Raw genomic sequence first — 26,396 nt, 5'->3', positions numbered from 1 at the left:
CCCATGTTGAGAACTATTCGCATCAAGGACTTAAGTCTTGTCCGGGGCGAACGGCGGCTGTTCTCGGGGCTAGACCTGGAGATCTCGGCGGGAGACGCCGTGGCCCTGACCGGCCGCAACGGCGCGGGCAAGACCAGCCTGCTGCGGGCGGTGGCGGGACTCTTACGGCCCATCGATGGGGCGATTTCGTTTCACGGCGAGGCCGGCGAGCTGGAGGCCGAGGCGGCCCGAGCCGAGGCCCTGCACATGGTCGGCCATCACGACGGGCTGAAATCCACCCGCTCGGCCTGGGAGGAACTGCGGTTCCAGACCCTGTGGACCGGCGGGACCGAGGCCTCGGCGCGGGCGGCCGCGACGGCGTTGGACCTGGACCGCCTGCTCGATCTGGAGGTCCGCCGCCTGTCGGCCGGCCAGCGGCGGCGGGTGGCCCTGGCGCGTCTGCTGGCCAGCCCCCGGTCGCTGTGGCTGCTGGACGAGCCGATGGCTCCGCTGGACGCCGGTCATCGCGAAGGCTTCGGCGCCCTGATGGCCGCGCACCTTTCCGCTGGCGGCATGGTGCTGGCCGCCGTGCACGACCCCCTGCCCGTCCCCTGCCGCGTGGTCGAGGTGGGCGGATGAAGGCGTTCCTGGTCCTCCTGAAGCGCGAACTGGCCCTGGCCTGGGGCAAGGGCGGCGGACCGCTGCTGGCCCTGGCCTTCTACGCCTGCGTGGTCACCCTGTTGCCGCTGGCCGCTGGCCGCGCGCCCGAGCGGCTGGCCAGTTTGGCGCCCGGCATCGCCTGGCTGGCCCTGGCCCTGGCGGCCCTGCTGTCGCTGGAGCGCCTGTTCGAGCGCGACTTCGAGGACGGGGCGCTGGACCTGCTGGCCCTCGGCCCCGCGCCGCTCGAAGCGGTGGCCGTCGCCAAATGCCTGGCCCACTGGCTGGCCGCTGGCGCGCCTTTAGCCCTGGCCGCTCCGGTCGCGGCGCTGGCCTTGGGCGCCTCGCCGGCCATCATCCCGCTGCTGATCCCCTGCGCCCTCGCCGGGGGGCTGGCCTTCTCGTTCCTGGGTGGCCTCGGGGCGAGCCTGGCCCTGGGCTCCAAGCGCGGCGGTCTCTTGGTGGCGGTGATCGTCCTGCCGCTCTACGTGCCGCCGGTGATCTTCGGCGCCGGCGCGCTGGACGCCCTGGCCGGCGGCCTGCCGTGGACGGGCGGGCTGTTCCTGCTGCTGGCCTATTCAGCGGCATCGGTGGCGCTGAGCCCCATCGCCATGGCGGCGGCGTGTCGGAATGCGTTGGATTGATGCTCCCTCTCCCAGAGGGAGAGGGTCGGGGTGAGGGGTTACGGAGTTCGACGGAGTGCCGGCACGTCGGTTGAGGTCTTAACCCCTCACCCTCCCATCGCTTCGCGACGGGTCCCTCCCTCTCCCTCTGGGAGAGGGTCCGATATCTAAATCGGCCCCGCGCTGGCTGTTACCGCCGGGGGCTCGAGCTTCTCGCCCAGCACCACCGCGAAGCTGCCGGCGATGATCATCACACCCCCCGCGCCCAGGGCCCAGGTCAGGTGGTCGCCGAACAGCAGGACGCCGATGCAGGCCCCCATCAGCGGCTCGATATTGATGAACACCCCGGCGCTGGCGCTGCCCACCCGGGCCGAGCCGTACTGCCAGGCGGCCGTGGCCAGCAGGGTGCCGAACACCCCCACCCCCAGGATGCCGGTCCAGGCCAGGGGCGAGAGGGCCAGTTTCGGCGGGCCGTGCATGATCCAGGCGAGCGGCAGGATCGTGAAGGCGGCGATGATCACCGTCGCGGCCGGGATGGCCATGGCGTCCGACAGCTTGGGCGCGCGGCGCAGCACGATCAGCCAGGCCAGGAAGATGAACAGCGACCCCAGCGACAGGGCCACGCCCAGGGGCGAGCCGGCGCCGTCGGGCTTGCCGGCGATCAGGGCCGCCCCCAGGGTCGCGGCCGCCACCCCGCCCCACGAGGCGCGGCTGACCTTTTCGCCCAAGAGCTTGGCCGAGATGGCGATCAGGGCCGGCATGGCCCCCACCAGCAGGGCCGCCAGGGTGACGCTGACATGGGCCAGGCCCTCGAACTGCACCATGAAGGCCACGCCATAGAGCGCGCCCGCCGCCAGGATCACCGGTGACTTGAACAGCGCCCGCGCCTCGGCCGTCCGGAGGGCGAACGGCGCGGCCACCACGGCGGCCACGGCGAAGCGCAGCAGCACCAGGTGGGCGGCGTCGGTCTCGCGCAGCACCAGCTTGCTCAGCGGAAAGCCCAGCCCCCAGCAGAAGCCGGCGAGGGCCAGGGCGAAGAAGGCGACGGACTTGGCGGAACGGTTCATGGCCGGGCTTCTAGCCGCTTTCGCGGGACGAACGATAGGCGGGCTGTCTAGCGGCGGCGATTGTCAGTTCGTGGCAGCAGTCACAGCTTCAGGCCAAAGCGAGGTCCCACCGCCGTCATGCCCAGATAGAGGCCGACGGTCACCGCGCAGCCGATCCCGAGCGCGACCCAGAAATCCACGCCTCGCCGCAGCAGGGCCGGTACGATCAGGAACATCGGCAGGGACGGCAGCACGTACCAGAACGTCGCCTCCACATGGGCCGCCATCCGCTCCACGTCGCGGGTGTCGCGCCACAGCCACAGCATGCCCAGGATCGAGATCAGCGGCAGGGAGGCCACCAAGGCGCCGAAGCCGGGCTGGCGCTTGGCGATCTCCGACACCAGGGCGATGATCACGCCCGAAATCGCGGCCTTGGCCAGCAGATAGAGCATCTTGGAGGTCTCCCGAGTCCTTCGTTGCGACGCGGTGATCCTAGGCCTGCCCCTGTCCGTCAGTCCTGCAACATTCGCCGAAACTTCTGACATTCCGACGTTACACGGAGCATTGAGGGTCCGGGCCAGGGACATTTTCCATCGGAGCAACCTCATGCGCTTCCAGCCGAGCCGCCTCGCCCTTCTGGCCGCGGCCGCGATCTCTCTCTCCACCGTGGCGGTCGCCGTCGCCCAGGACGGCCCGCCTCCCGGCCCGCCGCCGATGGGCCAGGACGGCCCGGGCGGTCCCGGCGGTCCGCCGATGCGCCATCACCGCTTCGACCCCGAGGCCCGCGCCCAGCACCTGCGCGACGTGCTGCAACTGCGCGCCGACCAGGACGGCGCCCTGAAAACCTATCTGGCCGCCACCGCCCCGCCGGAACGCGACGGCAAGGGCCCGGACCGCAAGTCGGCCGACGGTCCGCCCAAGCGCCCGACCACGCCCGAGCGCCTGGACCGCGAGACCGAGCATCTGAACCGCGCCAAGGCCCGCATCGACGCCACCCGCGCCTTCTACGCCGCCCTGTCGCCCAGCCAGAGGAAGGCCTTCGACGCCATCGGCCCGGCAGGCGGCGACCACGGTCCGCGCTTCCGCCATGCCCAGTTCCGCCACTTCAAGGGCGGTCCGGACGGCTTCCCGGGCAAGGGTCCCGAGCGCCCGAAGGCCGACTAGGTAGCGTCCACGATTGCGGGCGCCCTCCAGGTCTTCTAAGGCTCGGTCATGGGCGCCCGTGATCCACACCACCATCCGCTGGACTTCCTGACCAACCCCGAGCGGTTCATGGCCTTCTCGCGCTGGGCCGCGCCGATGTTCGGCGCCCTGGCGGCCGGTCTCGCCGTGGTCGGCCTGGTCCTGACCTTCGCCGCGCCGGAGGACTATCAGCAGGGCGACACGGTGCGGATGATGTTCATACACGTGCCGGCCGCCGTGATCAGCATGTTCGTCTATTTCTGCCTGGGCGCAGCGAGCTTCCTGGCTTTGATTTTCCGCCACGCCCTGGCCGACGCCGCCGCCGTGGCCTGCGCGCCGCTGGGCGCGGTGTTCACCGTCCTGGCCCTGGCCACCGGTTCGCTGTGGGGCAAGCCGATGTGGGGCACCTGGTGGGTGTGGGACGCCCGCCTGACCTCGGTGCTGGTGCTGCTGCTGTTCTATCTGGGCTATCTGGCCCTGCGTTCGGCCCTTGAGGACGAGCAGAAGGCGGCCCGCGCCGCCGCCATCCTGGCCCTGGTGGGCCTGATCAACCTGCCGATCATCAAGTTCTCGGTCGAATGGTGGAACAGTCTGCACCAGGGCAGCTCCACCCTGCTGGCCAAGCCGGGCGACGCCCTGCCGGCGGTCTATGCCTGGCCGATGCTGATCATGACCCTGGCCTATCTGTCGGCCTTCGGGTCCCTGTGGTTGGTGCGGATCCGGGCGCTGGTCTGGCGGCGTAAGGCTCGGGCCCTGGCCCTGCAGCTGGCTGAAAACTAGAGACTGGGGGGCTAGCCGTGCACTTCGATTTCGACGCGGGCAAATACGCCGTTTTCGTCTGGCCGGCCTTCGCCCTGTCGGCCGCCGCCTTCGTCTGGATGATCGCCGACAGCCTGGCCTCGGCCCGCCGCTGGCGGCGCGAAGCCGAGCGGCTGGCGGCGCTGAAAGAGGCCCGCAAGCCGTGAGGCGCTGGATCGGTTTCGCGCCGCTGATCGTGCTGGTCGGCCTGGGCGTGCTGTTCGCCGGCTATGCCTTGAAGCACGACCCGCACGTCCAGCCTCATGCCCTGGTGGGTAAGCCGGTCCCGGCCGTCACCTTGCCCGACATGGACACCGGCGTGATGACCGCCGTGCGTGAGGCCCCCGCCGGCCCTCGGCTGATCAATTTCTACGCCTCCTGGTGCGCGCCCTGCCGGGTCGAGGCCCCGCAGCTGATGACGCTGAAGGCCCAGGGGGTCACCGTGGTCGGGATCGCCTACAAGGACGATCCGGCCAAGACCCGCGCCTTCCTGGCCGAGCTGGGCGATCCGTTCGCCGCCAAGCTGGTCGACCGCAGCGGCCGGGCCGGCATCGAGTTCGGCGTCACCGGCGTGCCCGAGACCTTCGTGGTCGGGTCCGACGGCACGATCCTGGCCAAGCACAGCGGCCCGCTGACCGACGCCGACGCGGCGGAATTGGCCAGCAAGCTGCGCTGAGACGGCAAAAGGCCCGGACGGCTTTCGCGGTCCGGGCCTTTCCTTTCAGGCTTCAAGTCAGGTTAGCAGCGCGAACCCTTGCCGATCTGGCTGCCGGCATAGGCGCCGACGCCGGCGCCCAGCAGGGTGCCCGGGGTGCGGTCGCCGCGCGAGACCGAGTTGCCCAGCAGGCCGCCGGCCAGGGCGCCGATGATCGCGCCGGTCGCCTTGCCGCTCTTGCGGTCGGCGCGGCAGCGCTCGTAGCCGCGATAGCGGGTGTCGTAGCGACGGTCGTAACGGTTGTCGTAGCGCGTCTCGTAGCGGTGGTTGTCGCGATAGTAGCGGCCATCATGGGCCGAGGCGAAGCTCGGAGCCGAAACCAGCGACAGCGCGGCCGTGGCGGCGGCGATGGTCGAAACGGTGATCTTGGTGGCGGTACGCATCGGGTGTCCCTTTCGGAAAAGCTTTGGTTCGACCGCTCCGGCCCCGAATCCGTTGCGATCTTGAGGACACCCTAGACGGCCCACCCTGAACGGCGTCGACAACCCGACTTTCATCTGGCGTTCAGGTTCGCGGCGGGCTTTCCCCGTTTCTACGGGTTTTTACCCAGACGGAGCCGCGACCATTAACCGCGCGTTGACCATGCTCGCCGACTTTCCATTAACCATGATAGAGTCGCGTCCATGAGCACGATCCGCCCGACCGGCCTGCCCTCCGTTCCTACGCGCCCTGCCTCGACGCAGGGTTCGGCGGGCGCCGGCGGCTCGCGCGCGGCGGCGTTCTTCCAGGCGGCCGTGGCCGACGCCACGCCGACGCGGCCCACCACCCCGCCCATCGCGGTCCAGCTGCAGACCCAGGCCCAGCCGCAGCGCCAGCCTCCGGCCAAGCCGTTCGTCCAGCCGGCCGAACCGCCGCAGAAGGTCCTGCGTCCGGGTTCGCTGCTGAATATCCTGGTTTAACCCTAGCCTAGACCGGCCCTAAACCGGCCAGGTCTCCGGGCTCAGCGCCAGCACCTCACCCGCCAGGTAGAGCGAGCCGCAAATCAGCACGTGCGGCGCGGGCTCGATGGCCAGGGCCTTGTCCAGCGCCTGCTCGACCCCCTCGCAGGCATGGGCCCTCAGACCCGCCAGTTCACCGGCCGCCGCCGTCTGGGCGGCGCTGGCGGCGGCGTGGCCCTCGAAGCTGACCGTGAACAGCTTGGGTTTCAGCGGCGCGAACGGGGTGAAGAAGCCGGTGGCGTCCTTGTTGGCCAGCAGGCCGGCGATCAGGGCCACGGGCCGGCCGTCGCGGGCCGCCAGCTCGCCCAAGGCCCGGGCCACGGCCGCGCCGGCATGGGGATTATGGCCGCCGTCCAGCCAAAGGTCCGCCCCCGCCGCCTTGGCCTTGTCGGCCAGCGGCCCGGCCGTCAGCCGCTGGAAGCGGGCGGGCCAGGTCACTGACGTCACGCCCTTGGCGATGGCCGCCTCGTCGATGCGTGGATCGTTCAGCGTCAGGATCGCCGCCACCGCCAGGCCGGCATTGGCGAACTGGTGTTCCCCGGGCAGGGCCGGGGCCGGCAGGTCCAGCAGACGGTCCTGCATCTGCACCAGCAGCCGTCCTCGCTCGCTCCAGGCGTCGAAATCGCGGCCCATCAGGGTCAGGTCGGCTTCGAACAGATCGGCCTCGCGCTCGACGACCCGTTCGGCCTCCTCCTGCTGGCGGGCCGAGACGACAGGCGTATTGGGCTTGATGATCCCAGCCTTCTCCTGGGCGATGGCGCCCAGGGTATCGCCCAGAAACTCGCGGTGGTCGATGTCGATAGGGGCGATGACGCTGGCCGCCGGGTTGACCACGTTGGTGGCGTCCAGCACCCCGCCCAGGCCGACCTCGACCAGGCACAGGTCGGCCGGGACCTCCGAAAAGGCCTGGAAGGCCGCGGCGGTGGTGATCTCGAAGAAGGTGATCGGCAGGCCGGCGTTGGCGGTCTCGACCCGGTCCAGCACGTCGGCCAGATGTTCGTCGGTGATCAGGGTCCCGGCGAGACGAATGCGCTCGGCGAACCGCACCAGGTGCGGCGAGGTGAAGACGTGCACCTTCAGGCCCGCCGCCTCGGCGATGGCGCGCAGATAGGCGACCGTCGAGCCCTTGCCGTTGGTGCCGGCCACGTGGATCACCGGCGGCAGCTTCTTCTGCGGATCGCCCAGGGCGGCGCACAGCCGGTTCATCCGGTCCAGCGACAGGTCGATCAGCTTGGGGTGCAGGGCCTGCAGCCGCGCCAGCGCGGCGTCATGGGCGCGGAGGTGGTCGGTCATGAAGGCGGTTAGGCCGCCTTCAGCTTCCGGCCCATCATCAAGGTGCCCAGGATCGAGCCCAGCACCGCCGGCAGTTCCTTGCGCGGGGTGACGCGATCGACCATGCCCTTCTCGACCAGATATTCCGAGCGCTGGAAGCCCGGCGGCAGGGTCTCGCGGATGGTCTGCTCGATGACGCGCGGACCGGCGAAGCCGATCAGGGCGCCCGGCTCGGCCAGGTGGACGTCGCCCAACATGGCGTAGGAGGCGGTGACGCCGCCGGTGGTCGGGTCGGTGAGGACCACGACGTAAGGCAGGCCGGCGTCCTTCATGGCGTTGATGGCCAGGGTGGTGCGGGCCATCTGCATCAGGGACAGGGCCCCTTCCTGCATCCGCGCGCCGCCGGCGGCGGTGAAGGCGATCAGCGGCACCTGACGGGCGATCGCGGCCTCGGCGGCGGCGATGAAGCCCTCGCCGGCGGCCATGCCCAGCGAACCGCCCATGAAGGCGAAGTCCTGGACCAGCACCACGGCCTCGACGCCGCCCACCTTGCCGAAGCCGATGGCCATGGCGTCCTGCTCGCCGGTGCTCTTGCGCGCGGCGGCCAGGCGGTCCTTGTAGGACTTGCCGTCGGAGAAATGCAGCGGATCCTCGACCACGGCCGGGGTCGGTAGGACCTCGTGCTCGCCGTCGTCGAAGGTGAACTTGAAGCGCGCCTCGGGACCGATGCGCATGTGACGCCCGGCCGGGGTGACCCACAGGGCCGCCTCCAGGTCGGAGCGGTAGATCATCTCGCCCGTGTCGGGGCATTTGACCCAAAGGTTCTCGGGCGTTTCGCGCTTGGCGAACGCGCCGCGCACGCCGGGCGCGATCCGCGAGAGCCAGCCGCCGCCGCGACGCTCGGTCGTGGCCTTGGTCTTGTCGCCGCCCTTCTTGGGCCCCTGGGGTTCAGCCATCGCCATAGCCTTCAGCCTCACGCCATTTCGAGTCGCGCCGATCGCACAGCCTTAGCCAGCTCCGACGCCTTGGAAAGAACCTTCTCGGTCACGTTTTCGTTCAACTTGGCCGCCGAAGCGATTTCGTCGACGAGGGCCGAGCCCACCACCACGCCGTCGGCCACGCGGGCCACGGCCGCCGCCCGTTCGGGTGTCTTGATGCCGAAACCCACGGCCACCGGCAGTCCCGAGGCCTTGCGCAGGCGCTCCACGGGCTTGGCCACGGCGTCGGCGTCGGCCTCCAGCACGCCGGTCACCCCGGCCACCGAGACGTAATAGATGAAGCCCGAGGTGCGGGCGACCACGGCCGGCAGGCGCGCGTCGTCGGTCGTGGGCGTGGCCAGGCGGATCAGGTTCATCTTGGCCGCCTCGAGCGCGTCGGTCAGCGGACCGGCCTCCTCGGGCGGGCAGTCGACGATGATCACCCCGTCGGCGCCCGCATCGGACGCGTCGTTGGCGAAGGCCTCGTAGCCGTGGAACAGCACCGGGTTCAGATAGCCCATCAGCACGATCGGCGTGACCGTATTGGTCTCGCGGAAGCGGCGGACCAGGGCGAGCACGTCGCGCATCTTGGTGCCGGCGGCCAGCGAGCGCTGCGAGGCCAGCTGGATGGTCGGTCCCTCGGCCATGGGATCGGAGAAGGGCATGCCCAGCTCGATCACGTCGGCGTGGTCGGCCAGGCCCTTCATGATCTGGAACGAGGTCTCCAGGTCCGGGTCGCCGGCCATGACATAGGCGATGAACAGGGCGCGGTGGTCGTTTTCCCGCTGGAAGGCGCGGTCCAGGCGCGTGCCGTCGCGATAGCTGGTCGTCATCTAGATCGTCCGTCCCAGGGCGTCGGCCACGGTGAAGATGTCCTTGTCGCCCCGGCCCGACAGGCACAGCACGATCACCCCGCCCTCGCCGATCTCCTTGGCCAGCTGCGGCAGCTTGGCCAGGGCGTGGGCGCTTTCGAGCGCGGGGATGATCCCCTCCAGCTCGGCGCACAGCTGGAAGGCCTTCAGGGCCTCGTCATCGGTGCAGGTCAGGTACTGGGCGCGGCCCACGTCGTGCAGGAAGCTGTGCTCGGGGCCGATGCCCGGATAGTCCAGGCCGGCCGAGATCGAGTGGGCGTCCAGGATCTGGCCGTCGTCGTCCTGCAGCAGGTAGGTCTTGTTGCCGTGCAGCACGCCCGGGCGGCCGCCGGTCAGGGAGGCGGCGTGCTTGTCGGTCTCCAGGCCGTGGCCCGAGGCCTCGACGCCGTAGATCTTGACGCTCTCGTCGGCCAGGAACGGGTGGAACATGCCGATGGCGTTACTGCCACCCCCCACACAAGCGACGACAGCGTCTGGAAGACGCCCTTCCAGCTCCTGGATCTGCTCGCGGGTCTCGGACCCGATCACGGCCTGAAAGTCGCGGACCATGGCCGGATAGGGATGCGGACCGGCGGCGGTGCCGATCATGTAATAGGTGTCGGCCACGTTGGTGACCCAGTCGCGCATGGCCTCGTTCATGGCGTCCTTGAGAGTCGCCGCGCCGGAGGTCACGGGGCGGACTTCCGCGCCCAAGAGGTTCATGCGGAAGACATTGGGCTTCTGCCGGGCCACGTCGACGGCGCCCATATAGACCACGCAGGGCAGGCCGAAGCGGGCGGTGACGGTGGCGCTGGCCACGCCGTGCTGGCCCGCGCCCGTCTCGGCGATGATCCGGGTCTTGCCCATGCGCTGGGCCAGCAGGATCTGGCCCATGCAGTTGTTGATCTTGTGCGCGCCGGTGTGGTTCAGCTCCTCGCGCTTGAAATAGATCTTCGCGCCGCCGAGATGCTTGGAAAGACGCTCGGCGAAATAGAGCGGCGAGGGGCGGCCGACGTAGTGGGTCAGATAGCCCTTCAGCTCGGCCTGGAACGCCGGATCGTTCTTGGCCTCGGTGTAGGCGCGGTCCAGCTCGAGCACGAGCGGCATCAGGGTCTCGGCCACGTAGAGGCCGCCGTAGTCGCCGAAGCGGCCCTTGGCGTCGGGATAGGCGGACCAGTCGTTAGGCCGTTCTGGGGGCTTGCTCGGAGCGTTCACGGGCTCTTCCAAATCGTCAGGCGCGTTTGACGGCGTCGAGAAACGCCGTGATCAGAGCCGGGTCCTTTAGGCCGGGACCCCGCTCGACGCCAGAGGAAACGTCCACCAGGGGCGCGCCGGAGGCCTTGATCGCCTCGCCCACGTTCCACGGATCCAGCCCTCCGGCCAGGAAATGCGGGCGAGAAAACCGCCGGCCGTCCAGCAGGCCCCAGTCGAACCTTGCGCCGGTGCCGCCGGGCAGGGTTGATCCTTCCATCGGCTTGGCGTCGAACATCAGGTGCTCGACCACGCCGTCGAAGGCCTTAGCGGCGTCGACGTCCGAGGCCGACGAGACCGAGAACGCCTTGATCATGCCGGCGCCCGAGCGGCGGCCGATCTCGGCGACGCGGGCGGGGGTCTCGCGGCCGTGCACCTGGATCAGGTCGGGCTTCAGCGTGGCCATCAGCCGGTCGACCAGGGCGTCGTCGGGATCGACCGTCACGGCCACGGTCTTGACCGGCGGGCCGTTGCGCAGCGGCTGGACGAGCCGCGCGGCGGCTTCTGGCTCCAGGTTGCGCGGGCTCTTGGCGAAGAACACGAACCCCACGAACGCGGCTCCACCCGCGACGGCGGCGGCGAGGGTCTCGGGGGTGGAAAGCCCGCAGATCTTGGCTTTGGTGACCATGGAGCGGGAGTTACGTGCGGGGAAGCGGGATGGCAAGGGCCGGCGCGGTGCGCAGGCGTCCTCCGCCCCCTACGGGGGCGGACAGACCGCGAAGCGGTCAGGTGGGGGCAAGTGGGTATGATCCCACGCCAGCGGCTGTGAGAAATGGGAAGGGTGCGAAGCGCCCGGGCCTCGCCCGGAGGTTTTGCAGTCTGTGTACCGTTTCGACGAAGTGCAGGCGCTTCGCGTGGACCGTTTTCCGGAAGCCTTCGGATCGCGGATTTTTAACCCGCTCCGATGGAGGCCCCCGACGGGCGGGACGCTGGCTACATCCCGGACCGCAGAGGCGATTTCAGCCCCTGCCTGCCGCGTTCGCCGATCCTCCGCCGCCAGGGCTTCGTCTCACTAAGAGCACCTGCCCTGGACCGCCGCGAAGTCGCCACTGAAGGCCACCGGCGAGCGCTCCCCGCTCGACCACCCCTGAGAGCCGTTCGGTCGCCGGCCGGACGCCCTTCCCATGCTTTCAGGTGACATCAGGATACGGCGGGTTTGAACGCCGAGCGTTCGTGACGCTGATATTTTCGCAAGCGGTTGAAAGTTCTGGTGTTCGGCGCGCCGCTGGCGGGGATAGACGCCGCTCTATCCCCCAAACGCCCCCTTCTCCCCTTGCGGGAGAAGGTGTCGGCGAAGCCGACGGATGAGGGGTTGATGAGCCTATCGGAAAGGCCCGCGCGACCCCTCACCCGACCTCCTTCGGAGCCCACCCTCTCCCGCAAGGGGAGAGGGATCGCCAACCGTCTACCTCCTCACCCCGCCGGACCGCCCACGGCGGCCAGGCCGCGCCCTGAAATCCATGGTGGCGAGCCTGCTCTGGGGTCTGACCGTGTCAAGGAGGGCTCTCCGAGCCCCCGCGACGCGGTCGCCGGAGGCGATCCTTGACACGGTCAGACCCCAGAGCTCCCATTCCACCAAGGGTTTCAGGACGTGGCCTCATCCGCTGAGGGGCGGATGAATTCCCTTCTATAGCAATGAAATAGCCCAAATGTCGGTCACATCATTCTTGACGAAAAGCTGTCAGGAACGCAGAAAAAATGTCAGACTGGAAATTCCTGTTGTCCATTAACGACGATTGTGCGATTGAATGAGGGCAAGGCGCGGAGGTTCGTTATGAGCAGCGGTCGAACAAGGGAAGATCTCGCGGAATTTCTGACCTATCTCGCAGCTAAAGGTCTGGTAGCCGGAGCGACAGTCGCGGCTCGCAAGGCGGCTGCGTCTAAGATTTTGGGCATACTCGATGAAGATGAAGCAGCAGATGTCACGGTTCTCAACATCGATGAGATCGTCGACAGATTTGGCCGTCTTCATGGGAAAAATTATACGACAGACAGTCTTCTGACCTACAGAAGTCGTCTCAAGTCCGCGATCAGCGATTTCAAGGCTTATTCGGACAATCCGCTCGCATTTCGACCAAACGGCCAAGGTCGTGACAAGTCAAATGGCAAGGGGCCCAAGGACAAGGTGCAGCCCAAATCTGAACGGCCCGAGTTTCGACCTGAAGCACCGCGTCCAAGTACGGTGCCGATCGCTTCAAGTCATATTTTGCCAATACCGTTGAGAGCGGACTTAACGGTTTATATTCAGGGATTGCCTTTTGACCTAACCGAAGCCGAGGCGCGCAAAATCGCCGGCGTCGTGAGTGCGATGGCTATTTCCTAGAGACATAGCCCCCTTCCAAAAGGGGCTATTTGACCGAGGCAACTCGGTCGGCGCGGAGCTGCTGGGGCCGGACGTCCAAAGTCCTAGTGCCCCAGCAGTCCAACTTCATAATTACAGGACGTCGGCTGCTGTTCAACCCTACTCCGCCGCCGCCAAATCCCCCGCCGCCTCGTACGCCGCCATCGTCGCCATGTTCAGCACCTTGGACACCGACGCCGACAGCGGCGCGATCTGCACCGGCTTGCTCAGCCCCAGCAGCACCGGCCCGATCACCGTCGCCTCGCCCAGGCTTTGGACCAGCTTGGTCGCGATCGAGGCCGAGTGGATGGCCGGCATGATCAGGATGTTGGCGCTGTCGGTCAGGCGCATGAACGGGTAGTTGGCGCGCTTTTCGGGGTCGAGCGCCAGTTCGGGCGGCATTTCGCCCTCGTATTCGAAGTCGACGTCCATCTCGTCGAGCATGGCCACGGCCTCGCGCACCTTGTCGGAGCGCTCGCCCATCGGGTTGCCGAAGGTGGAGTAGCTCATGAAGGCCACGCGCGGCTTGAAGCCCAGGCGCTTGACGGCGCGGGCGGCCTCGCAGGCGATCTCGACCAGCTCGTCGGCCTCGGGCAGTTCGGTGACGTTGGTGTCGGCCACGAAGACGGTGCGGCCCTTGGCCAGCACCACCGACATGCCCATGATCCGGCCGCCGGGGGCCGGGTCGACGACGCGGAGGACTTCCTCCAGGGCCTGGTCGAAGCTGCGGGTGACGCCGGTGACCATGCCGTCGGCCTCGCCCAGGGTGACCATCGAGGCGGCGAAGCTGTTGCGGTCCTGGTTGATCAGGCGCTGGACGTCGCGCTTGAGATAGCCCTGCCGCTGCAGGCGCTTGTAGAGATAGTCCACATAGTCGGGATTGCGGTCGCTGAGGCGGGCGTTGACGATCTCCAGCCCCGCGGTGTCGGGGTCCAGGCCCACCACGCGCATGTTCTCGTGCACCAGGTTCTCGCGGCCGCAGAGGATGGCCTTGCCGAAGCCGCCGGTCTGGAAGGCGTAGGCGGCGCGGATGACGGTGGGGTCCTCGCCCTCGGCGAAGACGATGCGCTTGGGATTGGCCAGGACCGAGCCGGAGATCTTCTGCAGGAAGCCGGCGGTGGGGTCCAGGCGCTGGGCGAGGCTGGCGCGATAGGCGTCCATGTCGGCGATGGGGCGGCGGGCCACGCCCGTGTCCATGGCCGCCTGGGCCACGAACGGCGGCACGTACCAGATCAGGCGCGGGTCGAAGGCCGAGGGGATGATGTAGTTGGGGCCGAACTTCAGCTGGCGGCCGTGATAGGCGGCGGCCACTTCATCCGGCACGTCCTCGCGGGCGAGCATGGCCAGGGCGTTGGCGCAGGCGATCTTCATCTCGTGATTGACGCGCCGGGCCCGCACGTCCAGCGCGCCGCGGAAGATGTAGGGGAAGCCCAGGACGTTGTTGACCTGGTTGGGATAGTCGCTGCGGCCGGTGCCCATGATCGCGTCCTTGCGGATGGCGTGGACCTCTTCCGGGGTGATCTCCGGATCCGGATTGGCCATGGCGAAGATGACCGGGTTGGGGGCCATGCTGGCGATCATCTCGGGCGTGAAGGCGCCTTTCGCGGAGAGGCCCAGCAGGACGTCGGCGCCCTTGACGGCTTCAGCCAGGGTGCGCAGGTCGGTCTCGACCGCGTGGGCGCTCTTCCACTGGTTCATACCCTCGGTGCGGCCGCGATAGAGCACGCCCTTGGAGTCGACGGCGATCACGTTCTCGGGCTTGACGCCCATGGCCTTGATCAGCTCCAGCGAGGCGATGCCCGCCGCGCCGGGGCCGTTCAGCACCACCTTCACGTCCTCGATGGCCTTGCCGGTGATGTGGCAGGCGTTGATCAGGCCGGCGGCGCAGATGATCGCCGTGCCGTGCTGGTCGTCGTGGAACACCGGGATGTCGAGCAGCTCCTGCAGCTCGGTCTCGATGCGGAAGCATTCGGGGCTCTTGATGTCCTCCAGATTGATGCCGCCGAAGGTGACGCCGATGTTCTTGACGACGGTGATCAGCTCGTCGGCGTCCTTGGTGGTCACCTCGATGTCGATGCTGTCGACGTCGCCGAAGCGCTTGAAGAGGACGCTCTTGCCTTCCATCACCGGCTTGGAGGCCAGGGCCCCCAGGTCGCCGAGGCCCAGGATGGCGGTGCCGTTGGAGATCACGGCCACCAGGTTGCCCTTGGAGGTGTAGTCGTAGGCGGTGTCGGGGTCTTTCGCGATCGCGTGCACCGGCACGGCGACGCCGGGGGAATAGGCCAGCGACAGGTCGCGCTGGGTGGCCATCGGCTTGGTGGCCACGACACCGATCTTCCCGGGGGTGGGATAGCGGTGGAAGTTCAGCGCTTCCTCGTCGGTGAAGGTCTTCTTTTCCGCGTCGCTCATTGGCGCGTCCCCCTGTCCTCTGACCACGGTTCCATGGTCGTCCTGCGCACACGTCGATGGAGGCGCCGATCGTGCGACGCGCCCTTATGATGGCCGCACCGTAGCGACGGGGGCGGCCCGTCACAACCTCGGCAGGCTGAAGTTTTTGCCCGCAAACGCTTGTTCTGCTTGGGATTGCCCGTGTCCAACGTTGTCATATCGCCCGGGCGGTCGCCGCCCGGTCCTTGACCTGAGGGGCGGGGCGGGAGAGTACCGCAGGGTCAATTCCGGGAGATCGCCTTGAGCCAGACTACCGCCGTCGAGCCCGTCCGCATCGCCCTGGCCGGCGCCCTGGGCCGCATGGGCCTGGCCCTGGCCAAGACCCTGGACGGCCGGACCGACGCGACGGTGACCGGACGCTTCGACCGTCCGGGCGCTGAAGGTCCGGGCCTGGTCGAGCGCGACGCCGCCCTGGCCGGCGCCGACGTGGCCATCGACTTCACGATCCCCGAGGCCTCGGTCGCCCTGGCCGAAGCCTGCGCCGACATTTCTACAAGAGAGGGCGGCGGCCCGGCCCTGGTGATCGGCTCCACCGGCTTTTCCGACGACCAGACCGCCCGCATCGCGGCGGCGGCGGCCAAGGTCGCCATCGTCAAGTCGGGCAACTATTCGCTGGGCGTCAACATGCTGATGGGGCTGGTGAAACAGGCCGCCGCCGCCCTGCCCGCTTCGGACTGGGACGTCGAGGTCTACGAGGCCCACCACAAGCGGAAGATCGACGCCCCTTCGGGCACCGCCCTGATGCTGGGCCAGGCGGCGGCCGACGGGCGGGGCGTGGGCCTGGGCCAAGTCGCCGACCGTGGCCGCGACGGCGTCACCGGTCCGCGCCAGGAGGGCGCCATCGGCTTTTCGGTGGTGCGCGGCGGCGGGATCATCGGCGAGCACAGCGTGATCTTCGCCGGCGAGGAGGAGGTCCTGACGCTGTCGCACTCGGCCACCGACCGGGGGCTGTTCGCGCGCGGCGCCGTGGCCGCCGCCCTGTGGGTGCGAGACAAGCCGCCCGGCCTCTACGACATGCAGGATGTGCTGGGCTTTTCGGCCTGAACTTTGTTGCGGCCCTGAAAAAAATCGCGGGCCTCAACCCCTGAGGCCTAACAATCGCCTCAGCTTGCGGCATTGTGCCCCCGATGGCCGACCCCCAGCCTGACGCCCAGCCGTCCCCCGTTTCCGATCGTCGCCCGACCCGCGCGGCCCTGCTCGACGCTGGGCTGGAGGCGATGAGCCTGGCGGCGCTCGCCTTCATCGCCATCGGGTTTTCCACCTATGCCGGACGCCGCGAGATCAGCCGCGAGCTGGCCCTGGCCTGGCTGAACGACAAGGGGATCGAGGCGACGCTCGACCTGGAGGATCTGGACGCCACGGGCTTCGCCGGCGCCATCCGCCTGGGTCCCAAGAACGCCCCGGTGTTCTCGGCCGAGCGGATCGAGGTGGCCTACGACCTGATCAGCCCGTGGAGCGGCGGCGATTTCGCGCTGAACACCCGGGCCGTGCGGCTGGTGCGGCCGCGCCTGAACGCCCGCCTCGACCAGAACGGCCTGGACTTCGGAACCCTGCAGCCCCTGATCGACCAGGCGCTGAAGTCGCCCGGCGAGCCCGACAAGCCCGGCCCCGCCATCCTGGTCGAGGACGCCCGGGTGCTGCTGCGCACCCCCGGCGGTCCGGCCCGGCTGAGCGGCGATGCCAGCCTGGACGACGGCAAGCTGTTGCGGTTCGACGGCCGCCTGGCCCCCATGCGTTACGCCACCCGCGACCTGTCGTTCGACACCGACGGCGCCCTGCTCAAGGCCCGCAAGCGCGGCGACCGGCTGACGCTGGACGTCCAGCTGGACCTGAAGGCCCTCAGCGCCGGCCAGCTGGACCTGACCGAGGCCGAAGGCGGCTTGCAGGCCGACCTCACCTATCCGGACCTCAAGAAGCTCTCGATGGTCGGCCCCGCCGAGGCGCGGCTGGCGATCCGGGCGCGCGGGGCCGAGGTCGAGGCCGCCAGCCTGGGTGGTCTGGAGGCCAATCTCGCCGTCTCGGGCCTGTTGAGCGGCGACCTCAAGCGCGGCGGCCTGACCGGCAAGGCCACCCTGCACGCGCGCGGCGAGCGGCTGACCGCCCAGGCGCTGGACAGCCGCGAGGTGGTCGCCGACCTCGATCTTTCCAAGCTGGCCCTGACCTACGATCCCTCCGGGACCCGCGGCTCGGCCGCTGCCCGCCTGTCGGCCGCGGCCGAGCGGGCGGTGGCGGGCGGGGCGGCCCTGTCGCGTTCGTCGTTGGAGGCGCGCTCGTCCAGCCTGACCCTCGTTTCCGACGCGCAGCGCAGCTCGATCAGCGGCCCGCTGACCGTGGCCGTGGGCGGCGGCCGGGTGGCCGTGGGCGGGGTGGTGCTGTCCAGCCTGGCGGCCGACGGCAAGGGGCGGTTCTCGGCCGGCACCGACGGGGTGGCCCTGGCGCTGGACGCCTATGCCGACGCCGACGGGGCCATGACCGGTCCCGACGCCCAGCGGGTGGCGGCCGCCCTGCCCAACCCGGCCTACGGCCAGGCGGCGGCGAAGGCCCTGTCGAACTTCACCTTCAGCGCTCCGGCCTTCCATCTGGGCGTCAGCGGCGGCCAGACGACCCTGGCCCTGCCCCGCCCCATCGTCGTGGCGGCCTCGACGGGCGCCAAGGCGACGCTCAGCGCGCCCGGCGGCCCGCTGCTGGCGGCGCGGGGCGACACGGCCGACGGCCGGCTGGCCCTGACCCTGGCCGGCGGCGGCCTGCCGGAACTGAGCCTGAAGGCGCCCAACTGGCGCTCGGGGCCTTCGGGCCTCTCCAGCGACGTGATCGTGGCCGGAAGCCTCGACGTGCCGCCGTTCGAGGGCGTGGCGGGAACCCTGGCCGGCCGCGCCCAGCTGGCCGGCGGCGCCCTGACGATCCGTCTTTCCCGCTGCACGCCGATGACCGCCAAGGCCATCGCCATGGGCGAGCCGCCGATCAGCGACGTGACGTTCGACCTCTGCCCCACGGCCCAGCCGCTGGTCCTGGCGGCCAACGGACTCTGGCGCGCCTCCGCCGACATCAAGGACGGCCAGGCCATGGTCAATGTGGCCCAGGCGCGGCTGGAGGGGGTGAACGCCAGCTTCGTCGGCGGCGGACGCGGCTTCGACGCCGCCCAGATCAAGGTCACCGGCGGCCGGGTGGTCGAGGCGTCCACCGAGGGCAAGCGCTTCGAGACCATCGCCGCCTCGGGCCAGGTCGACCTGGCGCGCGACCAGTGGGCGGGCGTCCTCAACGCCGTGACCCTGGATGGCCGTCCGCTGGGCAAGGTCACCATCCGCCACGACGTCGCCAGCGGCCGGGGCCAGGCCGATATCGACGCCTCGGGCCTGGCCTTCGCCAAGGGCGGGCTGCAGCCCTTGGGCCTGACGCCCCTGGCCGCCGTGGCCCGCGACGCCGAGGGCCCTGCCCCCTTCACCGGCCGCTTCGCCTGGGCGGGCGACGTCATGACCAGCCAGGGCCGCATCTCGACCTCGGGCCTGGATTTCAAGAGCCCGCTGGGCCAGGTCCACGGCCTGAAGGGCGCGATCGTCTTCGACAGCCTGGCGCCCCTGACCAGCCCGGCCGGCCAGACCCTGACCATCGACAAGGTCGACGCCATCGTGCCGATCCAGGACGTGAAGGCCAGCTTCGCCCTGGGTCCTGAGGCCCTGCACCTGGAAACCGCCACCTTCGAAGCCTCCAAGGGCAAGGTCACGGCTCAGCCCCTGGACGTTCCGCTGGACGGCAAGGGAACGATCAAGGGCGCGGTCGATATCGCGGGCCTGGACCTGGGCCTGCTGGTCTCCGGTTCGACCCTGGCCGACAAGGTCAAGGTCGAGGCGGCCATCGACGGGCGCCTGCCGTTCGAGTTCGGGCCGGCTGGTTTCCGCTTCGTCGACGGCAAGGTCTTCGCCACCGGCCCCGGCCGCCTGTCGATCGCCCGCGAGGCCCTGACCGGCGTCCGGGCGGGCCAGGGCGGCGTCGATCCCGCCGATCCGCTGACCGTCAAGAAGGACGCCCCGGTCAACGCTATCCAGGACTTTGCCTACCAGGCCATGGAGAACCTGCGGTTCGAGACCCTGGAGGCCGGGGTCAACAGCACCGACCAGGGGCGGCTGGGCGTCCTCTTCCACATCAAGGGCGAACACGATCCCAAGGTGGCCGAAAAGGCCCGGATCGGCCTGATGGAGCTGCTGAACGGCAGCGCCTTCCAGCGCCGCATCCCCCTGCCCGCCAAGACGCCGGTCGACCTGACCCTGGATACGTCGCTAAACTTCGACGAGCTGATCGCGGCCTGGAAGCGCGGTTGGCAGGAGAGCGAGCCCGCTCCGACCCCTGCCCCCGCCGAAACGCCGCGTTCAGACGCGGTTCAGCCGTGACGTCCCACCTTTCCCCCGAACTGGAGACCCGCACATGAAGCGCGCCCTGATCCTTCCCCTCCTCGCGGTGGGCGCCCTGGCGGCGTGCACCCCGACGGTGCGGGTCAAGGTCGACCCGATCAACATCTACGCCAAGCTGGACGCCGACGTGCGCGTGCGACTGGACAAGGAAGTCCAGACGCTGATCCAGCAGAACCCCAACCTGTTCTAGAACCCTGGCCTGATTTCATCAGGCAAGAGTTCTAGGTCTTTGTTTTAACGCATTTTCTTCACGCGAACCGGTATCCACTTCGCTCGAAAATGCTTTGGAGAAGAACCGACATGATCCGCAAGACTATGACGGTCCTGGCCCTGGCCGCTTCGCTGGGCGCGGTGGCCATCGCCGTTCCCGCCTTCGCTCAATCGGCCGCCGCCAAGGCCGCCGTCGACGCCGGCAAGGCCGCCGGTACGGTGGGCGAGCAGGCCGACGGCTTCCTGGGCGTGGTTTCGGGCGGCGACGCGGCCACCCGCGCCGCCGTGGCCGAGATCAACACCGCGCGCGCCGCGCTCTACAAGGACACGGCCGCCAAGACCGGCGTCACCGTCGACGCGGCCGGCCAGGCCACCGCCAAGCAGCTCTATGCCCGCCTGGCGCCCGGCCAGTACTGGAAGCCGCTGGACGGCGGCTGGACGAAGAAATAGGGCCGAACCGGGGACACACGCATGCGTGTGTCCCCAACCCGCGCACCCTCTTGAACCCGCGTCCGTGCATCGCCACCTAGTTTGGAGTGGCGTAGGCCGGACGCCGATCCCGGGTCCGGTCCCGCGCACGAAGTCGCTTGAGCGAGGACTTCGCGATGACCCGGACGATCCTGTTCGACAGCCCCTTCCTGCTGGGCTTCGAGCACACCAGAGACCTGATCGAGCGCGCGGCCAAGGCCGCCGCCGAAAGCTATCCGCCCTACAATGTCGAGCAATCGGACAACGGCGGGGTGCGCATCACCCTGGCGGTCGCCGGCTTCGCGCCCGACCAGCTGCACGTGACCGTCGAAGGCGGCCAGCTGGTGGTGGCCGGACGGCGCGACAACGAAGGCAAGCCCGAGGCCGACAAGGCCTATCTGCATCGCGGCATCGCCGCCCGTGGGTTCCTGCGCACCTTCGTGCTGGCCGACGGGATGGAGGTCACGGCCGCCACCCTCGAGCATGGCCTGCTGCACGTGGATCTGGCCCGTCCCGAGCCCGAACGGCTGGTCAAGCGCATACCGATCCGCTCGGTCGGATAGCCGTTTCGCCCCATCCTGATCATTGCCCTGAACGATTTCCCTGGGCGCTCCTTATGGTCGCGGTCTGAACCGAGACGCGACACGGGGCGTTCCCTTCCCGAAGGAGGTGGTCTTATGACACCTAACCCCGCTACCCCGTTCTTCTCCGCCGAGGCCTTCGCGGCCCTGGGCGCTCCGGACCTGGTCTATGTGCGTCCGATCAAGGCGGCGGAAATCATGGCCGACGTGCCGGTGGGCGTGACCGACGAGGTCGACCTGTCGCCCGACCAGACCCTGTACGCGGTGTTCCGCGCCGACGGCGCGCGCCTGGCCGTGCTGACCGACAAGGACTCCGCCGTCGCCGCCGCCCTGGCGCACGAGCTGGCGCCGGTTTCGGTGCACTAGGGCTTTGATCGCCATCGGCCGTCTGCGCCGATGGCGACATTCCCCCACTCCCTCTCCACCGTCATTCCCGCCCTTGTGGCGGGAACCCCTCGTTCAGCTGACGGTGAGAAGCCTTGGCGCGCTGACGCGCCACACGTCTGCCCTTGCGACGGACAAAGGGGTTCCCGCCACAAGGGCGGGAATGACGGCGTGAAAATTATTGGAATGAAGGGCTGAAAGCCCTCAGGCCGCCGTCGACTTGTTGTCGTGGTCCTGCGTCAGCAGCACGTGCACGGCGTCGGCCGACCGCGCCTTGCGCAGCTGTTCGCGCAGTTCGGGCTGGCGCATCAGGCGCGAGACGCGGGCGAGAGCCCGCAGATGGCTGGTGTTGGCGTCGACAGGGGCGAACAGGGCCACCAGCAGATCGACGGGCTTGTCGTCCACCGATCCGAAGGCCACCGGCGTCTCCAGGCGCACGAAGACCGCGCGGACGCGGTCCAGGCCGGTCAGGCGCGCGTGCGGGATCGCCACGCCCTGGCCAACGCCGGTCGAGCCGGCGGCCTCGCGCTCGACCAGGCCTTCCAGCGCTTCATTGACGTCGACGCCGAAGGCGCGGCCGGCGACATCGGCGATCACGCCCAGCACCTGACGCTTGTTGGCGGCGCTGACCCGCAAGGTGACCGCGCCGGAATCCAGGAGATCGCCGATGGTCATGGTCGTGGAAGCTCGCTCGTTGTCGGTCGTCGCGTCTCGGATCTTCCGGAACGCGCCGACCGACAACGGGTTCGGTCAGCTCGCGGTCGATCCGTGCCCGTTGAGCACCGTGGTGCGCTCGGGGTCGATCCAGCCGATATTTCCGTCCGGCCGCCGGTAGACCACCGACAATCCGTCGTGGGCGGCGTTCCTAAACACGATTGCCTGGGACTCGGTCAAGTCCAGTTCCATGACCGCCATGGAAACGGTCATGATCTTCAGCGAGGCCTGGGTCTCGGCGACGATCATGGCGGCGGGGGCGCCGGCGGGGTGGGCGTCTTCCGTCGCCCAGTCGTCGTCGTCGATCTCGTCGCTGTCGGGGGCCCGCAGCACGTACATGGCCGCGTTCTCGGCCTGCTTGGCGGTGGCGGCGATGGAGTGGCTCTTAAGTCGTCGCTTGTAGCGGCGGATCCGCGTCTCGATCTTGGCCAGGGCGGCGTCGAAGGCCGCGTGCGCGTCTCCTCCCGACCCGTGGCTGAGCAGTTGCTGACCCGAAGCCAGCTTTACCGAACAATCGGCGCGGAAGGCGTAACCCTCCTTGCTGATCACGACGTCGGCGTTCCCGCCGCGGTCGAAATACTTGCCGATGCTCAGGGCGATTTCGTCGGAGACTCGCGCTCGCAGAGCCTCACCAACGTCGACATGCTTGCCGGAGACTTGGACTTGCATGACCTATCAACGCGCCTGTCCCGGCCCGGTGTCAAGCGTCGCCTAAACGACTTAAAACAGCCCCGGAATCATGTGCAGGAGCCGCTGGACCGCGGCCGCCACCACGCCGGCGCTGAGGGCCAGCAGGCCCACGCTGATCGCGGCCATCAGATAGCCCAGCAGGGCCAGCAGGCCGTCGCGCTGCAGCAGCGACAGGGCCAGCACCGCCACCGTCGCGCCGGGCGCCAGGTTGCCCAGAGGGATGGGTAGCACCAGCACCATGGCCAGCAGGGTGCAGACCACGCCGATGGCCCGCTCGCCGATGGGGCCGAACATCACCTCCAGGCGCGGGCGGGTGACCAGCTCCATGCGCCGCACCACCGGGGTCAGGCGGCGAAACAGCCCCCGCAGGTCGTCGCGCTTCAGGGGATGGTCGATCAGCTTGCGCGGCAGCCAGGGGATGTCGGCGCCCCAGGCGATCTGCGGGGCCAGGATCAGGATCGGCAGGGACAGGATCGTCGACGAGCCCGGGGGCAGGGGCAGGCAGTTGAGCAGGCCGAACACCAGCAGCATGGCCCCGAAGGCCCGGCTGTCGAACTGTTCCAGCATCTGGCCGACGGTCAGGACGGGGCGCGCGTCCTCGCCGAACCCCGCGATCACGTCGGACAGCTTCTCTATGGTCATGCTTCGCCTTCAGACACGCCGATCAGAACGCGGGCGCGGCCGTTTGGAAGCATGGGATCAAGCCGTTTCCTTGATCAAGCGGCGACGCTCGACGGAGGAGGGGATCCGCAGGGCTTCCCGATATTTCGCCACCGTGCGGCGGGCGATGTCGACGCCGGCTTCCTTGAGGATCTCCACGATCCGGTCGTCGGAATGGACGTCGGTCTCGGTCTTCTCGGCCTCGACCAGGCCCTTGATCTTGTGGCGCACGCTGGCGGCCGAGTGGGCCTCGCCGCCTTCCGACGACTGGATGGCCGAGGTGAAGAAGTACTTCAGCTCGAACACGCCGCGCGGGGTGGCGATGTACTTGTTGGAGGTCACGCGGCTGACGGTGGACTCGTGCATGCCGATGGCGTCGGCGACGGTCTTCAGGTTCAGCGGGCGCAGGTGCTCGACGCCATAGGCCAGGAAGCCGTCCTGCTGGCGGACGATCTCGCTGGAGACCTTGAGGATGGTCTTGGCCCGCTGGTCGAGGCTTTTGACCAGCCAGTTGGCGGTGGCGAAGCTGTCGGAGACGAAGGTCTTTTCCTGCTCGGTCCGCGCGCCCTTGCTGACGCGGGCGTGATAGCGCTGGTCGACCAGCACCTTGGGCAGGGTGTCGGTGTTCAGCTCCACGTGCCACAGGCCGCCGGGCGTCTCGCGCACGTGGACGTCGGGGGCCAGGGTCTGAGGCGGTTCGGCGTGGAAGGCCGCGCCGGGACGCGGGGTCAGGGCGCGGATCTCGGCGACCATCTCGCGCAGATCCTCGTCGTCGACGCCGCAGAGCTTGCGCAGGGCGTTCATGTCGCGACGGGCCAGCAGGTCCAGGTTGTCGAGCAGGGCGGCCATGCAGGGGTCGTAGCGGTTGACGTCCTTCAGCTGCAGCATCAGGCACTCGCGCACGTCGCGGGCGGCCACGCCGGCGGGCTCGAAGCCCTGGACGACGGTCAGGACCTCCTCGACGAAGGCCAGGGCGCAGCCCAGGCGCTGGGCGATCTCGGCGAGGTCGGCGCGCAGGTAGCCGCCCTCGTCGACCGCGTCGATCAGGATGCCGGCCACCACGTTCTGGGCCGGTGTCAGGCCGGCCACGGCCAGCTGGCCGGTCAGGTGCTCGACCAGGGTCGGGGCGCGGGTCAGGGCGCCTTCGTAATTGTCGTCGCTCTCGAAATTGCCGCCGCCGCCGGTGCGCGACCAGTCGATCTGGCCGCCGGCCTGTTCGGGGCCGTGCTCGGCGCCCTGATCGGCGCCGTCGCCGGTGGCGCGCTCGCCGGGCGAGACGTCGTCGTGCACGGCGTCCATCTGGCTGCTGGCGGCATGATCCGACACCGAGTCCAGGCCCAGGTTTTCGGTCGGGCGGTCGGCCTCGGCGGAAGACGCCTCGACCTCGGCCGGACCGTCGTCGCGCTGGAGCAGGGGATTGCGCTCGAGCTCGGCCTCGACGAAGGCGTCGAGTTCGAGGTTCGACAGCTGCAGGAGCTTGATCGCCTGCTGAAGCTGCGGCGTGATGACAAGGCCCTGGCCTTGCCGAAGCTCCAATCTGTGGCCGAGAGCCAATGCGCCCTCCTGGGCAAATCAACGCGGTTCGTTGATCCCCATTGAAAGGGCAGTCTGGTTAACGGGGCGCGAACGCCAGCAAAAAGCGGGCCAGTGCGACACTCCGTCCGGCAAGACCGGTGTTTTTCTCGCGGAGTCTCGTCAAGCCCTTGAAAAGACGCGGGATATTTCCAGGCGATGGAATCGAAAAGGCCGCGCGATCCGGAAGGCGGAGCGCGCGGCCTGTCAATTTCTGCCGCGACAAGCTGTCCGCGGATTAAAAAGTTCGCCTCAGCGCTCGTCGAAGCTGTCGCCCAGATAGACGCGGCGGACCTCGGGGTTGTCGATGATCTCCTGCGGGGCGCCTTCGAACAGCACCTCGCCGGCGTGGATGATCGAGGCCCGGTCCACCATCTGCAGCGTCTCGCGCACATTGTGGTCGGTGATCAGAATGCCGATGCCGCGACCCTTGAGGTAGCTGACCACCTCGCGGATGTCGGAAATGGCCAGGGGGTCGATGCCGGCGAACGGTTCGTCCAGCAGCATGAACGACGGCTCGCTGGCCAGGGCCCGGGCGATTTCCACCCGCCGTCGCTCGCCGCCCGACAGGGCCACGGCCGGCGACTTGCGGATGTGGGTGATGCGCAGCTCTTCCAGGATCTCGGTGACCGTCTCGCGGGCCTTGCGCTGGCTCTTCTGGCGCATCTCGACCACGGCCATGACGTTCTGCTCGACCGTCATGCCCCGGAAGATCGAGGCTTCCTGCGGCAGATAGCCCACGCCCATGCGGGCGCGCTGGAACATCGGCTGGCCGGTGATGTCCTCGCCGTCCAGATAGATCGAGCCGTAGTCGGCGGCGACCAGGCCGGTGATCATGTAGAAGCAGGTGGTCTTGCCGGCCCCGTTGGGGCCCAGCAGGCCCGCGACCTCGCCGCGCTTGAGGCGCAGGGAGACGCTCTTGACCACGGGACGGTCGCCGAACGACTTGCCGATCGCGTCGACGAACAGGCCCTCGGTGGTCGAGCCGTCGACGTGCAGGTGTTGCATAGTAAGCGCCATGAGATCCTACGGCTTAGCGGCGGCGGGCTTTTTGTCTTTGTCGGAGGGATAGAGCACCGCGCGCACCCGCGTCTTGCCGCGACCCGTGGCGTTGGATTCCATCTTCACGTCGTTGGTCTTGGTCTTGATGGTCATGCGGTCACCGCGCGCCACGTCCTGGCCCTGGACCGCCACCACGTCGCCGGTCACCACGATGGTGTCGGCGCCGTAGTCGTAGACGGCGTGGTTGCCGCGCACGGTCTGTTCGGGGGTGACGTAGAAGACGTTGCCGTCGGCCTCGACGCGGTCGACGTCGCCGCAGTCGTTGTTGCCGGTGGGCGAGGAGGTCTTACCCGGCGTCTTGCGGCGGTTGTAGACGGTCATGACGTTGGCGCGCATGCGGGCCTTGTCCTGCAACACCTCGACGGCGCCGCGGAAGATCGTCTTGCACTGGCTGTTGATGACTTCCTGCTCGTCGGCGGAGATGTCCACCGGCGCGCTGGAGTCGCTGCGGCCGCTGGACTGGGCCATAGCCGGGCCGCTCGTCAGAACCGCGCCGCTCAAGAGGCTGAGGGCGATCGCCGCCGGCGCCATCCATCGATTCATCAACCACGTCCTCATGTCTGTTCGCGAT

29 protein-coding genes and 1 pseudogene are annotated in these 26,396 nt (G+C 68.9%); 15 read left to right on the top strand and 15 right to left on the bottom strand.

The annotated features are described in order from the left end of the window. The first annotated feature begins 3 nt into the window (after positions 1–3). The 3 genes and pseudogenes from ccmA to AC07OA_RS05605 all read left to right on the top strand — a co-directional run. Positions 4–618, top strand: coding sequence for a heme ABC exporter ATP-binding protein CcmA (ccmA, locus tag AC07OA_RS05615; RefSeq protein ID WP_494662771.1), 615 nt, complete (start codon positions 4–6; stop codon positions 616–618). Next, complete coding sequence (gene ccmB, locus AC07OA_RS05610) at positions 615–1,280, top strand: heme exporter protein CcmB (RefSeq protein WP_494662770.1); 666 nt, start codon at positions 615–617, stop codon at positions 1,278–1,280. The genes ccmA and ccmB overlap by 4 nt, the downstream gene beginning before the upstream one ends. A 30-nt stretch (positions 1,281–1,310) precedes the next feature. Beyond that, positions 1,311–1,418, top strand: a pseudogene (locus AC07OA_RS05605) (hypothetical protein); the annotation flags it as partial. A gap of 8 nt (positions 1,419–1,426) precedes the next feature. Here AC07OA_RS05605 and AC07OA_RS05600 read toward each other — a convergent pair. Together AC07OA_RS05600 and AC07OA_RS05595 are read right to left on the bottom strand one after the other, a co-directional pair. Continuing rightward, positions 1,427–2,326: a DMT family transporter gene (locus AC07OA_RS05600; RefSeq protein WP_494662769.1), complete on the bottom strand. Its 900-nt coding sequence runs from the start codon at positions 2,324–2,326 to the stop codon at positions 1,427–1,429. 80 nt (positions 2,327–2,406) lie between these two features. Further along, the gene (locus AC07OA_RS05595; protein ID WP_494662768.1) at positions 2,407–2,757 is read right to left on the bottom strand and encodes a DUF3147 family protein; all 351 of its coding nucleotides are present in this window, start codon (positions 2,755–2,757) and stop codon (positions 2,407–2,409) included. A 154-nt stretch (positions 2,758–2,911) separates the two neighbouring features. Here AC07OA_RS05595 and AC07OA_RS05590 point away from each other — a divergent pair, with 154 nt between their 5' ends. From AC07OA_RS05590 to AC07OA_RS05575, 4 genes are read left to right on the top strand one after another with little or no spacing between them, the layout of a single operon-like run. Further along, positions 2,912–3,469, top strand: coding sequence for a Spy/CpxP family protein refolding chaperone (locus AC07OA_RS05590; RefSeq protein ID WP_494662767.1), 558 nt, complete (start codon positions 2,912–2,914; stop codon positions 3,467–3,469). A gap of 48 nt (positions 3,470–3,517) precedes the next feature. Further along, the gene (gene ccmC / locus AC07OA_RS05585; protein WP_494662766.1) at positions 3,518–4,267 is read left to right on the top strand and encodes a heme ABC transporter permease CcmC; all 750 of its coding nucleotides are present in this window, start codon (positions 3,518–3,520) and stop codon (positions 4,265–4,267) included. Between the two features lie 17 nt (positions 4,268–4,284). After that, complete coding sequence (gene ccmD, locus AC07OA_RS05580; RefSeq protein ID WP_494662765.1) at positions 4,285–4,452, top strand: heme exporter protein CcmD; 168 nt, start codon at positions 4,285–4,287, stop codon at positions 4,450–4,452. Continuing rightward, a complete protein-coding gene (locus tag AC07OA_RS05575; RefSeq protein ID WP_494662764.1) occupies positions 4,449–4,961 on the top strand; it encodes a DsbE family thiol:disulfide interchange protein in 513 nt (170 codons plus the stop codon). The genes ccmD and AC07OA_RS05575 overlap by 4 nt, the downstream gene beginning before the upstream one ends. A 62-nt stretch (positions 4,962–5,023) precedes the next feature. On the opposite strand, the gene AC07OA_RS05570 is transcribed toward AC07OA_RS05575, so the two are convergent. Next, entirely contained in the window at positions 5,024–5,383 is a 360-nt protein-coding gene (locus tag AC07OA_RS05570; protein WP_494662763.1) for a glycine zipper 2TM domain-containing protein, read from the bottom strand. Positions 5,384–5,623: 240 nt separating this feature from the next. Between AC07OA_RS05570 and AC07OA_RS05565 the strand changes: the two genes are divergently transcribed. Beyond that, positions 5,624–5,899, top strand: coding sequence for a hypothetical protein (locus AC07OA_RS05565; RefSeq protein ID WP_494662762.1), 276 nt, complete (start codon positions 5,624–5,626; stop codon positions 5,897–5,899). Between the two features lie 18 nt (positions 5,900–5,917). On the opposite strand, the gene AC07OA_RS05560 is transcribed toward AC07OA_RS05565, so the two are convergent. From AC07OA_RS05560 to AC07OA_RS05540, 5 genes are read right to left on the bottom strand one after another with little or no spacing between them, the layout of a single operon-like run. After that, a complete protein-coding gene (locus AC07OA_RS05560) occupies positions 5,918–7,231 on the bottom strand; it encodes a bifunctional folylpolyglutamate synthase/dihydrofolate synthase (protein ID WP_494662761.1) in 1,314 nt (437 codons plus the stop codon). 8 nt (positions 7,232–7,239) lie between these two features. Beyond that, entirely contained in the window at positions 7,240–8,172 is a 933-nt protein-coding gene (locus AC07OA_RS05555) for an acetyl-CoA carboxylase carboxyltransferase subunit beta (protein WP_494662760.1), read from the bottom strand. Between the two features lie 11 nt (positions 8,173–8,183). Further along, a complete protein-coding gene (trpA, locus tag AC07OA_RS05550) occupies positions 8,184–9,020 on the bottom strand; it encodes a tryptophan synthase subunit alpha (RefSeq protein ID WP_494662759.1) in 837 nt (278 codons plus the stop codon). Beyond that, the gene (gene trpB / locus AC07OA_RS05545) at positions 9,021–10,253 is read right to left on the bottom strand and encodes a tryptophan synthase subunit beta (RefSeq protein ID WP_494662758.1); all 1,233 of its coding nucleotides are present in this window, start codon (positions 10,251–10,253) and stop codon (positions 9,021–9,023) included. It abuts the gene before it with no gap. Between the two features lie 16 nt (positions 10,254–10,269). After that, positions 10,270–10,917 (bottom strand): phosphoribosylanthranilate isomerase, encoded by a 648-nt coding sequence (locus tag AC07OA_RS05540; RefSeq protein WP_494662757.1) that lies wholly within the window; start codon positions 10,915–10,917, stop codon positions 10,270–10,272. A gap of 1,146 nt (positions 10,918–12,063) precedes the next feature. Between AC07OA_RS05540 and AC07OA_RS05535 the strand changes: the two genes are divergently transcribed. Then, positions 12,064–12,612: a hypothetical protein gene (locus tag AC07OA_RS05535; protein ID WP_494662756.1), complete on the top strand. Its 549-nt coding sequence runs from the start codon at positions 12,064–12,066 to the stop codon at positions 12,610–12,612. A gap of 138 nt (positions 12,613–12,750) precedes the next feature. On the opposite strand, the gene AC07OA_RS05530 is transcribed toward AC07OA_RS05535, so the two are convergent. Further along, the gene (locus AC07OA_RS05530; RefSeq protein ID WP_494662755.1) at positions 12,751–15,039 is read right to left on the bottom strand and encodes an NADP-dependent malic enzyme; all 2,289 of its coding nucleotides are present in this window, start codon (positions 15,037–15,039) and stop codon (positions 12,751–12,753) included. 279 nt (positions 15,040–15,318) lie between these two features. Here AC07OA_RS05530 and dapB point away from each other — a divergent pair, with 279 nt between their 5' ends. The 6 genes from dapB to AC07OA_RS05500 all read left to right on the top strand — a co-directional run bounded on the left by dapB (position 15,319) and on the right by AC07OA_RS05500 (position 21,109). Then, positions 15,319–16,122 (top strand): 4-hydroxy-tetrahydrodipicolinate reductase, encoded by an 804-nt coding sequence (dapB, locus tag AC07OA_RS05525; protein WP_494662754.1) that lies wholly within the window; start codon positions 15,319–15,321, stop codon positions 16,120–16,122. An 83-nt stretch (positions 16,123–16,205) separates the two neighbouring features. Beyond that, positions 16,206–19,463 (top strand): intermembrane phospholipid transport protein YdbH family protein, encoded by a 3,258-nt coding sequence (locus tag AC07OA_RS05520; protein WP_494662753.1) that lies wholly within the window; start codon positions 16,206–16,208, stop codon positions 19,461–19,463. A gap of 34 nt (positions 19,464–19,497) precedes the next feature. Then, positions 19,498–19,674 (top strand): YnbE family lipoprotein, encoded by a 177-nt coding sequence (locus AC07OA_RS05515; protein WP_012288956.1) that lies wholly within the window; start codon positions 19,498–19,500, stop codon positions 19,672–19,674. Positions 19,675–19,784: 110 nt separating this feature from the next. After that, a complete protein-coding gene (locus AC07OA_RS05510; protein ID WP_494662752.1) occupies positions 19,785–20,144 on the top strand; it encodes a YdbL family probable chaperone protein in 360 nt (119 codons plus the stop codon). A gap of 155 nt (positions 20,145–20,299) precedes the next feature. Next, positions 20,300–20,725, top strand: a complete 426-nt coding sequence (locus AC07OA_RS05505; protein WP_494662751.1) for an Hsp20 family protein — start codon at positions 20,300–20,302, stop codon at positions 20,723–20,725. Positions 20,726–20,839: 114 nt separating this feature from the next. After that, positions 20,840–21,109 (top strand): DUF1150 family protein, encoded by a 270-nt coding sequence (locus AC07OA_RS05500; RefSeq protein ID WP_494662750.1) that lies wholly within the window; start codon positions 20,840–20,842, stop codon positions 21,107–21,109. A 222-nt stretch (positions 21,110–21,331) separates the two neighbouring features. Here the strand turns inward: AC07OA_RS05500 and AC07OA_RS05495 are convergent, their stop codons facing one another. The 6 genes from AC07OA_RS05495 to AC07OA_RS05470 form a co-directional block, all read right to left on the bottom strand. Next, a complete protein-coding gene (locus AC07OA_RS05495) occupies positions 21,332–21,802 on the bottom strand; it encodes a PTS sugar transporter subunit IIA (RefSeq protein ID WP_494662749.1) in 471 nt (156 codons plus the stop codon). 75 nt (positions 21,803–21,877) lie between these two features. Then, positions 21,878–22,510, bottom strand: coding sequence for a ribosome hibernation-promoting factor, HPF/YfiA family (gene hpf, locus AC07OA_RS05490; RefSeq protein WP_494662748.1), 633 nt, complete (start codon positions 22,508–22,510; stop codon positions 21,878–21,880). 51 nt (positions 22,511–22,561) lie between these two features. Further along, positions 22,562–23,173, bottom strand: coding sequence for an exopolysaccharide biosynthesis protein (locus AC07OA_RS05485; RefSeq protein WP_494662747.1), 612 nt, complete (start codon positions 23,171–23,173; stop codon positions 22,562–22,564). A 57-nt stretch (positions 23,174–23,230) separates the two neighbouring features. Next, positions 23,231–24,745 carry an RNA polymerase factor sigma-54 gene (gene rpoN, locus AC07OA_RS05480; RefSeq protein ID WP_494662746.1) on the bottom strand — a complete coding sequence of 505 codons (1,515 nt, stop codon included), beginning with the start codon at positions 24,743–24,745 and terminating at the stop codon, positions 23,231–23,233. A gap of 270 nt (positions 24,746–25,015) precedes the next feature. Further along, positions 25,016–25,771: an LPS export ABC transporter ATP-binding protein gene (gene lptB, locus AC07OA_RS05475; protein ID WP_494662745.1), complete on the bottom strand. Its 756-nt coding sequence runs from the start codon at positions 25,769–25,771 to the stop codon at positions 25,016–25,018. A gap of 18 nt (positions 25,772–25,789) precedes the next feature. Beyond that, positions 25,790–26,368, bottom strand: coding sequence for an LptA/OstA family protein (locus AC07OA_RS05470; RefSeq protein WP_494662744.1), 579 nt, complete (start codon positions 26,366–26,368; stop codon positions 25,790–25,792). Positions 26,369–26,396 lie beyond the last annotated feature (28 nt).

The organism is Caulobacter sp. GW821-FHT09B08, assembly GCF_059418225.1.
The sequence above is the reverse complement of the archived record's forward strand: the minus strand, read 5'-3'. Positions and strand labels throughout refer to the sequence as shown.